The sequence below is a fragment of the Reyranella sp. genome (assembly GCF_050185545.1).
Lineage (GTDB): Bacteria > Pseudomonadota > Alphaproteobacteria > Reyranellales > Reyranellaceae > Reyranella.
Map to the genome: position 1 here is coordinate 1 of NZ_JBFWZI010000273.1, position 7,512 is coordinate 7,512.

Below are 7,512 nucleotides of genomic sequence, written 5' to 3' on the forward strand. Positions count from 1 at the left end.
AGCATCAGGTTGCTCCTGCCGGAGGGGAGCCGGAGGAACGAGGTGCGCGGGCTGCCGCGCCGCGATGCGTCGGCGGATCTCGTCCGGCTCGGGATCCGGCGGATATCCTGCCGTCCGCCTGGGCGGAGTCAATCATGGCCGGGAGCGCGCCACTCCGATGGCGCTCTTCTTGTTGATTACACGTCCCATGAGCGCCATGGAGTGGCGCGCTCCCAGCAATGAGGCGAGGTCGATCGGAAAAGTTAGCGCCTCTGAGCGCGCCACTCCAGTGGCGCTCTTCTTGTTGATTACACATCCCATGGGCGCCATCGGAGTGGCGCGCTCCCGGCCATGACTCACTCGCCCGGGAGCACCATGGCTAGCCAGCCGTGGCCATCCATCCGTGCCGTGTCGCCCGGCAGAAGGAGCACGGTGGTCGTGTCGCTCTCGACGATCGCCGGACCGGCGATCTCCTGTCCCGCGGCGAGCGCCGTGAAGTCGAAGACCGGAAGCTCCCGCTCCACACCCTCGATCTGCGCCCGGCGCGTCGCGCACGCCGCGGCCGGGATGCCTGCCGCGACGGCTTCAGGCGGCTGCATCGGCGGCAGGCGCCCGATCACGGCGAGGCGGGCATTGACCAGCACCACCTCCTCCTCGGGCAGCGCGTAGGTGAACAGGGTTTCATGGCGTGCATGGAAAGCATCGGTGACGCGACCCCTGAGACCCGTCGCGTCCCACTCGACCGCCTCGAGCGGCACGGTGATCTCGAAGACCTGCTCGCCATAGCGCATATCGGCGGCGCGCCTCGTCTCGACCTTGCCACCGAACCAGGAGGCGACGCGGGCGCGGCCTTCCGCTTCCAGCCCGGCCCAGATCGTGCGCAGCACGGCATCCTCCGGCACCCCGGCGCTGGCGAGTTCACTCCGGGCCATCTCGTAGCGGAGGTCGGTGTGCAGCATGCCCCAGGCCGAAAGCCCCGCGGCGAAGATCGGCACGGCAACGCGCTGCATCCCGAGCTCCCGCGCGACGGCCGAGGCATGCAGTCCCGCCGCGCCGCCGAAGGCCAGCAGGGTCAAGTGGCGCGGATCGACGCCGCGTCGCACGGTGGCGATGCGGATGCCGTCGGCCATGCGCACATTGGCCAGGCGATGCACGCCCTCCGCGGCGGCCATGGCCGGCAGACCAACTTCATCCCCCAGCCTGGCGAAAGCAGCCAGGGCGCCGTCGCGGTCGAGCGTGTGCGCGCCGCCGAGGAAGTTGTCCTTGTCGAGATAGCCCAGCACGAGATTGGCATCCGTCACCGTTGGTTCCGTGCCGCCCAGGCCATAGGCGACGGGCCCCGGAACGGCTCCGGCGCTGCGCGGGCCGACCCGCAGCGTGCCACCGGCCCCGACATGGCCGATCGAGCCGCCACCGGCGCCGAGCGTTACGATGTCGAGGCTTTCCAGCGCGATGCGCTCGCCGCCCACGGTGCGGCCACGGCCAAGGGCGGCCTCGCCCTCCAGGACCAGCGCGATATCGGTGGAGGTGCCGCCGACATCGAAGGTGATGAGGTCTTGCCCCACGCCGCGCTGCGCCAGGGCGACACCGGCCGCGACGCCGCCCGCCGGACCGGACAGCGCGGTGCCCGTGGCGAGCCGCGCGGCTTCCTCGACCGGCGCGACGCCGCCATGGGACAGGATCACGAAGATGGAGCCGTTGTATCCCGCATCGGCCAGCCGCCCGCGCAGCCGCGCGAGATAGCGCGACACGATCGGTCCGACATAGGCGTTGACGCAAGCCGTGGAAAATCGCTCGAACTCCTTGATCTGCGGGAGCACTTCGGCGGACGTCGTCACGAAGACATCCGGCAGCGCGGCGCGCACGGCTTCGGCGGCCGCGCGTTCATGCGCATCGTCACGCCAGGAATGCAGGAAGCAGATGGCCACCGCCTCGACCTTCTCTGCCTTCAGCACCGCGATGGCCGAGCTCAGCGAGGTGCGATCGAGCTGGACTTCCACCGTTCCATCGGGACGGATGCGCTCGGCAACCGGCAGGCGGAGGCGACGCGGCACCAGCGCGGGGGCGGGCGGCAGGCGCAAGTTGTAGCGTTCGGGCTTCAGCCCCTCGCGCATCTCGATGACATCGCGATGGCCTTCCGTGGTGAGCATCGCGACCTTGGCACCCTTGCGTTCCAGCAGCGCATTGGTGGCGACCGTCGTGCCATGGACGATGCGATCCGTGCGCGCCAGCAGCTCGGTCAGTCCCAGGTCCAGGCGCTCGGCAAGCACGGCGAGGCCAGTCACCACGCCCTCGCTCTGATCCGACGGCGTGGAGGTTGCCTTGGCCAGAGTCGTCGTGCCGTTCGCGGCGACGCAGACGATGTCGGTGAAGGTGCCGCCGACATCGATGCCGATCCGGAAGGTGCTCACAGCAGCCCCCTCACAGCAGCCCCTCGTCGGCGTCACGCCTGCGTGCCTCGGCGTCGCGTTGCTCGGGAGGCCCCCATCCGCCGCCGCCGCCTGAACGCACGTGCAACGTGTCGCCCGGCGCGAGCGGGATGCCGACTTCCTTCGTCCCCAGGTCGCGCGACGTGCCGTCTGCGTGCTCGAGCGTGTAATGATGCGGTAACCCATCCTTGCCACCCAGCATTCCCGCTGCGCCATGGCGCACGCCGTCGCCGGCGGTATTCCCCACGGCCGGCCCGTCGGTCTCGAGCTTCAACACCAGCTCCGCGCCGAGGCCGCCGCGATAGCGGCCATCGCCCGCGCTGCCGGGACGGAATTCGTGCCGGGCGAAGAACAGCGGGAAGCGGGCCTCGGCCATCTCGATGCTGCCGAACTTCAACCCGCCGGCCGAATGCCACTCGCCCGCGTTGGACCAGCCATCGCCCTGCGACGACCCGCCGCCGCCGGGACGCGCATGGAACAGGTGCCACACGAAGGGCCGGCCCGGCCGCCGCGCATCGCTGCCCTTGATCGCGATACGGAAGCGCCGGCCCCAGCCGCCCATGGCGCGATCCGGGCACGCGTTGGCCAACGCCTTGACCACCGCCTCGACGATCTCGTTCGCGCAGTGCGACGTGCACATGGTCACCGGTGCACCCTCGTGCGGGAAGACAATGGTGCCTTCCCGGGCGACGATCTCGATGGGGCGGAAGCAGCCATCGTTCTTGGCGATTTCCGGATCGAGCAGGAAGACGATGGCCATTCGCACCGCGCTCACCGTATTGGGCCAGGAGGAGTTGAGGAAGGACGGCACTTGGCGATCGGACTCCGACAGGTCGACGACGATCGCATCGCCCGTCTTCGTCACCGTTGCGCGGATGGCAATGTCCTGTCGCCCGAAGCCGTCGTCGTCGAGGAAAGCCTCGCCCGTCCAGCGGCCATCCTTCCACGACGCGATGATGCGGCGCGCATGGGCCTCGGACAGCGACAGGATCGCGCCGACAGCGGCTTCCGTCGTCGCCACGCCATTCCTGTCCAGGACCGCGAGCAGCCGCTTCTCGCCCAGATGCGCAGCGCCGATCATCGCCATCAGGTCGCCGCGTACCTCGCGCGGCATCCGGCTGTTGGTGACGATCATGCGCACCAGGTCGGGCCGCGGCAGCCGGTCCTCGCCCAGCAGGATCGGCGGCAGGCGCAGGCCTTCGTGGAAGATCTCGGTGGCGGCGGGATTGTAGGCACCATGGGTGCCGCCGCCGATGTCGGTCTGATGGGCGCGAACCACCGAATAGAAGATCACCCGGCCTTCGGCGAAGATCGGCACGACAACGGTGAAATCCGGCAGATGCGACCCGCCGTGGTAGGGGTCGTTCAGCAGGTAGACGTTGCCTTCCGCAATCGACTCCCCGAAGGCCTTCACCACCGCCTCCACCGCGAAGGGCATGGCACCGACGTGGATCGGGATGTGATCTGCCTGAGCCAGCAGCCTCGCCTCGGCATCGCAGATCGCAATGGAGAAATCGCGGGAGGAATTCAGGATCTGGGAATAGGCGGTGCGCAGCATCGCCTCTCCCATTTCATCGACGATGGCACGGAAGCGGTTCTCGAGGACGGACAATGTCACTGGATCGGGCGCGTTCATGCAACGGACACTCCGGCAGGGGGACTATCGCCGTCAACACCTGCAGCATCATTCGGCTCAGGCGGCGCGTGCGTTGCCGCCAGTGAGGCCGAGCGCCCGTCAAACAACGCTTCGCGCATTCGCGCTGACACGTAAGAAGATTCGCGACCAACTCCCAAGGATTTTGGGGACAGACTGACGCGCCGCGGATGTGCGGGCGGTCGGGTCTCATGGGCTGATTTGAACTACTTCGCGTAGCAGCCAAACGGAAGTCGAGAGCAACTGCCGCACCAGGTTGCCGAACCTGTGCGGTTCCAAGTCGCCAAACGGCAAGAGGTTGGAGGTCCGCGTGGCGCGAGCCGTTCAAGCGGGCTCGATACGCATCAATGCGATGGCAGCCAGGATGCCGCTCGAGGGGCGGCATGGACGGCAGGAGGGGGTACCCGGGATTTCCGACGCTGCAAGCTCATCGGCCACGATTGCCGCCGCCACCGCCCCCGCCGCGGTAACCGCCACCACCACCGCCGCGGTAACCGCCACCGCCGCCGCCGCGATAACCGCCGCCGCCACCACCGCCGCTGTCACGGTATCCGCCACCGCCACCGCCGCGGTAACCGCCACCGCCGCCGTCGCGATACCCGCCACCACCGCCACGATCGCCACCAGGCCCGCGCTCAGTGGCTTCGCGGACAGCGATCGAGCGGCCGTCCAGCGAAGCTCCATTCATGGCCTCCATGGCCGACGCACCTTGTTCGTCGGTTTCCATCTCAACGAATGCGAAGCCCCGACTACGGCCGGTCTCGCGATCCATGACCACCTTTGCAGAAGCGACGGTGCCGAATTGGGAAAAGGCTTCCGACAAGTGCTCGGACGTGACCGAATAGGGAAGGTTACCCACAAACAATTTTCGGGTCATACAAGGCTCGCGGCTGGAGGAAGGACAAAGCGGAGTCTGGCGCCCGCCGCGTTGGAACGGTGGAAGCGTATCGCTCACCTTAACCGGGAATTCAGCGCAAAGATACGCAGTCGTCGCCAGGCGCTTCGGCTGACCTTCAGCGTCCCAGGACCTGACCGTCGATGCGCAGCGCCTGGATGCCGGCGTGGCCGTCGGCGCGGACCGCCAGATCGACCGTCAGGACGCCCGGCCGCTCGCGGATCAGCCGCTCGAGCTCGCCGGCGCCGACGAGCCCCGCCAGGGCCAACTTCGACATCGGCTCGCCCTGGTCGTCGGCTGGCGGCCAGCGCCGGCGCGGGACCGTGGCAGGCCACAACCTGCCTGCGTGCAACCTGACCGGGGAGCGGTCCGCAGTTCTTTCGCCGGCAGTCCGACCGCGGCCGACGAGTGACTGCGTCGTGGCATTCCTGAAACGATGATCGGATTGGCGGAACGCCCGGTCGGTTGCTGCCGCGTGCCCCGAAAGCGCAATTGGAAGGCCATAAAGCCGCCCCGAACTGCGCCCTACAGTCTGCACTTCATCGCAAGCGGGGAGAACGCATGCGCAGGGCAATCGTGGTGGGCTGTGTCGGCGGTCGCGGTTCGGTCGACGCCGGCATCTGCTCAGGGACGATCGATGACAATGGCGCCACGACAGTGGCGGGCACAACGAGCGACATGTCCGACCGCCTGACGAGCGCGGCCAAATTCGTCACCGCTCTCCATGTCGCAACCCGGAAGGGTCCCAGCTTCTGGCGAACGGCCAGGATGATCGGCAAGAGTGCCGGCATCGAGGATCCGATCCGGCTCGAGCGGGCCGTCCAGGACGCCGCTACTGCCGGCCTGGTCGAGCGACGGGCTTCCCGGGGACTGGTAAAGCTGACGGCGGACGGTCGAGGGCTCGGCGCTTAGGGCCTTCGATTGGTCCACATCACCTCCAGTGCCGCGCCCAGTGGTTTCGAATTGAAGCTGCGAGCGTCCCGACCAACGCCCCTCCGATCACGCCTCCCGCAAACGAGGCGAGAGAGGCGGTCAACGCGGCGCGAGCACCAGCGGCCGGAGCGTTGAAATAGCCGGCTGCCATCCCGCAGACCGCGCCGATGATCGCTCCGAACAAAGCCACTTTGATGACCGGCCACGCCCTGACGTTGCTCATGCCGCCCATGTGGCGATCGTATTGGGCAACACGGTGACGGCTCGGCGAAATCTGGCGACCATGCCTGATCGCCTCGCCCGTGCCGCCCGGTTCGTTGTCGCCCTGCAGACCGCCAGCCGCAAGAGCCCTGCCTCCTGGCGCGCGGCCAGCTCGATCGGCAGGGCCGCTGCTATCGAGGATCCAGCCAGGCTGGCCGCCTGTCAGGACAGTGCCTTGCGGACCTCGCTCACGAAGCGGCCGGTCAACGCGATGAGTCCCGCGTCCAGCGGCGAGGCTTGCGAGGAATGCTTGGCGATCACGATCTCCCGCTTGGTGTCGATGAACAGGTTCTGTCCGTGGATTCCGAGCCCGAACAGCAGGGGTGCCGTGCCCCGTTCGACGTACCATTTGTCGCGGTAGTGCATGGCCGCACCCGGGAAATACGGCACGAAGCTCCCCGCATTCCAGGCCTCGGCGTCGCCGTTGAGCATGATGTCCTCGATCCAGGCCGCCGGCACCACCTGTCGCGCAGCCCAGGCACCGCCCTCGACGATGAGCTGGCCGACGCGCGCGAGGTCGCGCGTCGTCGTGCACATGCCGCCTGCACAGCGCGGCGCGCCGAGCCGGTCGACCGTGATGCAGGCGGGCTCCGCCGCGCCCATCGGCTGCCATACCAGCTCGCTCATGAGATCGCTGTAGCGCCTGCCCGCCGCGCGCTCGATGATCCAGCCGAGCAGGTCGGTGTTGGGCGACACGTAGGAGAACTTCCCCCCGTGCGGTCCGGTGGACTGCGTCAGCGTGGAGAAGAAGCTGCGCAGATCGGTTGCCGGTTCGCCGGGCTCGAGGGGGTTCCAGCCGGTCGCCTTGCGATACTCGACGATCGGCCCCGACGTAGCGAGATAGTCCTCGTCGAAGGCGACCGCCGTGCGCATGTCGAGCAGCTGCCCGACCGTTGCGCCGGCCCAGGCGGTCTCGCGCAGCTTGGGAACGTAGTCGACGGCAAGGCGGTCGATTTCGAGGGCGCCCTGCGCGGCGAGCACGGCCGCCAGCAGCCCGAGCATGGACTTCGTCACCGACATCAGGATGTGCGGCGAGCGCTCGGTCATGCCGTTGGCGTAACGCTCGAGCACGATGGCGCCGCGATGGAGGACGACAATGCCGTCGGTGCCCGTCGCCGCGAGAAAATCGTCGAGGCCCAAGGCGAGGCCCGGGTCGAGGCCCGCGCTGCCGCCATCGGGCACGCCGATGCGAAGCGCCTCGAGGCCGGCGCCGCGCGTGAGGGGCCGGACGCGCGCCGGGTCGTGCGGGATATCGGCGGACGGGACGATCTCGCGCACATGATGGAACGCCCAGCGATTGAACGGCGCCGTCCGCCAGTTGGCGAGCGTGACCTGCCCCGAGGGTGGCGGTGGAAAGCCGG

Annotated in this window: 6 protein-coding genes and 1 pseudogene; 1 reads left to right on the top strand and 6 read right to left on the bottom strand. The window is 68.5% G+C overall.

The window, feature by feature from the left end:
• Positions 1 to 335: 335 nt before the first annotated feature.
• From AB7O82_RS35720 to AB7O82_RS35740, 5 genes and pseudogenes are all read right to left on the bottom strand, one after another.
• A complete protein-coding gene (locus AB7O82_RS35720; RefSeq protein WP_428621643.1) occupies positions 336 to 2,390 on the bottom strand; it encodes a hydantoinase/oxoprolinase family protein in 2,055 nt (684 codons plus the stop codon).
• A 10-nt stretch (positions 2,391 to 2,400) separates the two neighbouring features.
• Positions 2,401 to 4,044, bottom strand: a complete 1,644-nt coding sequence (locus AB7O82_RS35725) for a hydantoinase B/oxoprolinase family protein (RefSeq protein WP_428553919.1) — start codon at positions 4,042 to 4,044, stop codon at positions 2,401 to 2,403.
• 342 nt (positions 4,045 to 4,386) lie between these two features.
• On the bottom strand, positions 4,387 to 4,746 hold the full coding sequence (locus AB7O82_RS35730; RefSeq protein ID WP_428553924.1) for a hypothetical protein: 360 nt from the start codon (positions 4,744 to 4,746) through the stop codon (positions 4,387 to 4,389).
• A 31-nt stretch (positions 4,747 to 4,777) separates the two neighbouring features.
• Positions 4,778 to 4,939, bottom strand: a pseudogene (locus tag AB7O82_RS35735) (RNA recognition motif domain-containing protein); the annotation flags it as partial.
• A 136-nt stretch (positions 4,940 to 5,075) separates the two neighbouring features.
• Positions 5,076 to 5,234 (bottom strand): hypothetical protein, encoded by a 159-nt coding sequence (locus tag AB7O82_RS35740; protein WP_428553916.1) that lies wholly within the window; start codon positions 5,232 to 5,234, stop codon positions 5,076 to 5,078.
• Between the two features lie 284 nt (positions 5,235 to 5,518).
• Here AB7O82_RS35740 and AB7O82_RS35745 point away from each other — a divergent pair, with 284 nt between their 5' ends.
• On the top strand, positions 5,519 to 5,869 hold the full coding sequence (locus tag AB7O82_RS35745) for a hypothetical protein (RefSeq protein WP_428553914.1): 351 nt from the start codon (positions 5,519 to 5,521) through the stop codon (positions 5,867 to 5,869).
• A 444-nt stretch (positions 5,870 to 6,313) separates the two neighbouring features.
• On the opposite strand, the gene AB7O82_RS35750 is transcribed toward AB7O82_RS35745, so the two are convergent.
• Positions 6,314 to 7,512, bottom strand: a 1,199-nt coding sequence (locus AB7O82_RS35750) for a serine hydrolase domain-containing protein (RefSeq protein ID WP_428621645.1), incomplete at its 5' end; no start/stop codon positions are given.

Coding starts and splice junctions, on each gene's coding strand:
- AB7O82_RS35725 (WP_428553919.1), bottom strand. CDS start 4,044: ATGAACGCGCCCGATCCAGTGACATTGTCCGTCCTCGAGAACCGCTTC.
- AB7O82_RS35730 (WP_428553924.1), bottom strand. CDS start 4,746: ATGGAGCTTCGCTGGACGGCCGCTCGATCGCTGTCCGCGAAGCCACTG.
- AB7O82_RS35740 (WP_428553916.1), bottom strand. CDS start 5,234: ATGTCGAAGTTGGCCCTGGCGGGGCTCGTCGGCGCCGGCGAGCTCGAG.
- AB7O82_RS35745 (WP_428553914.1), top strand. CDS start 5,519: ATGCGCAGGGCAATCGTGGTGGGCTGTGTCGGCGGTCGCGGTTCGGTC.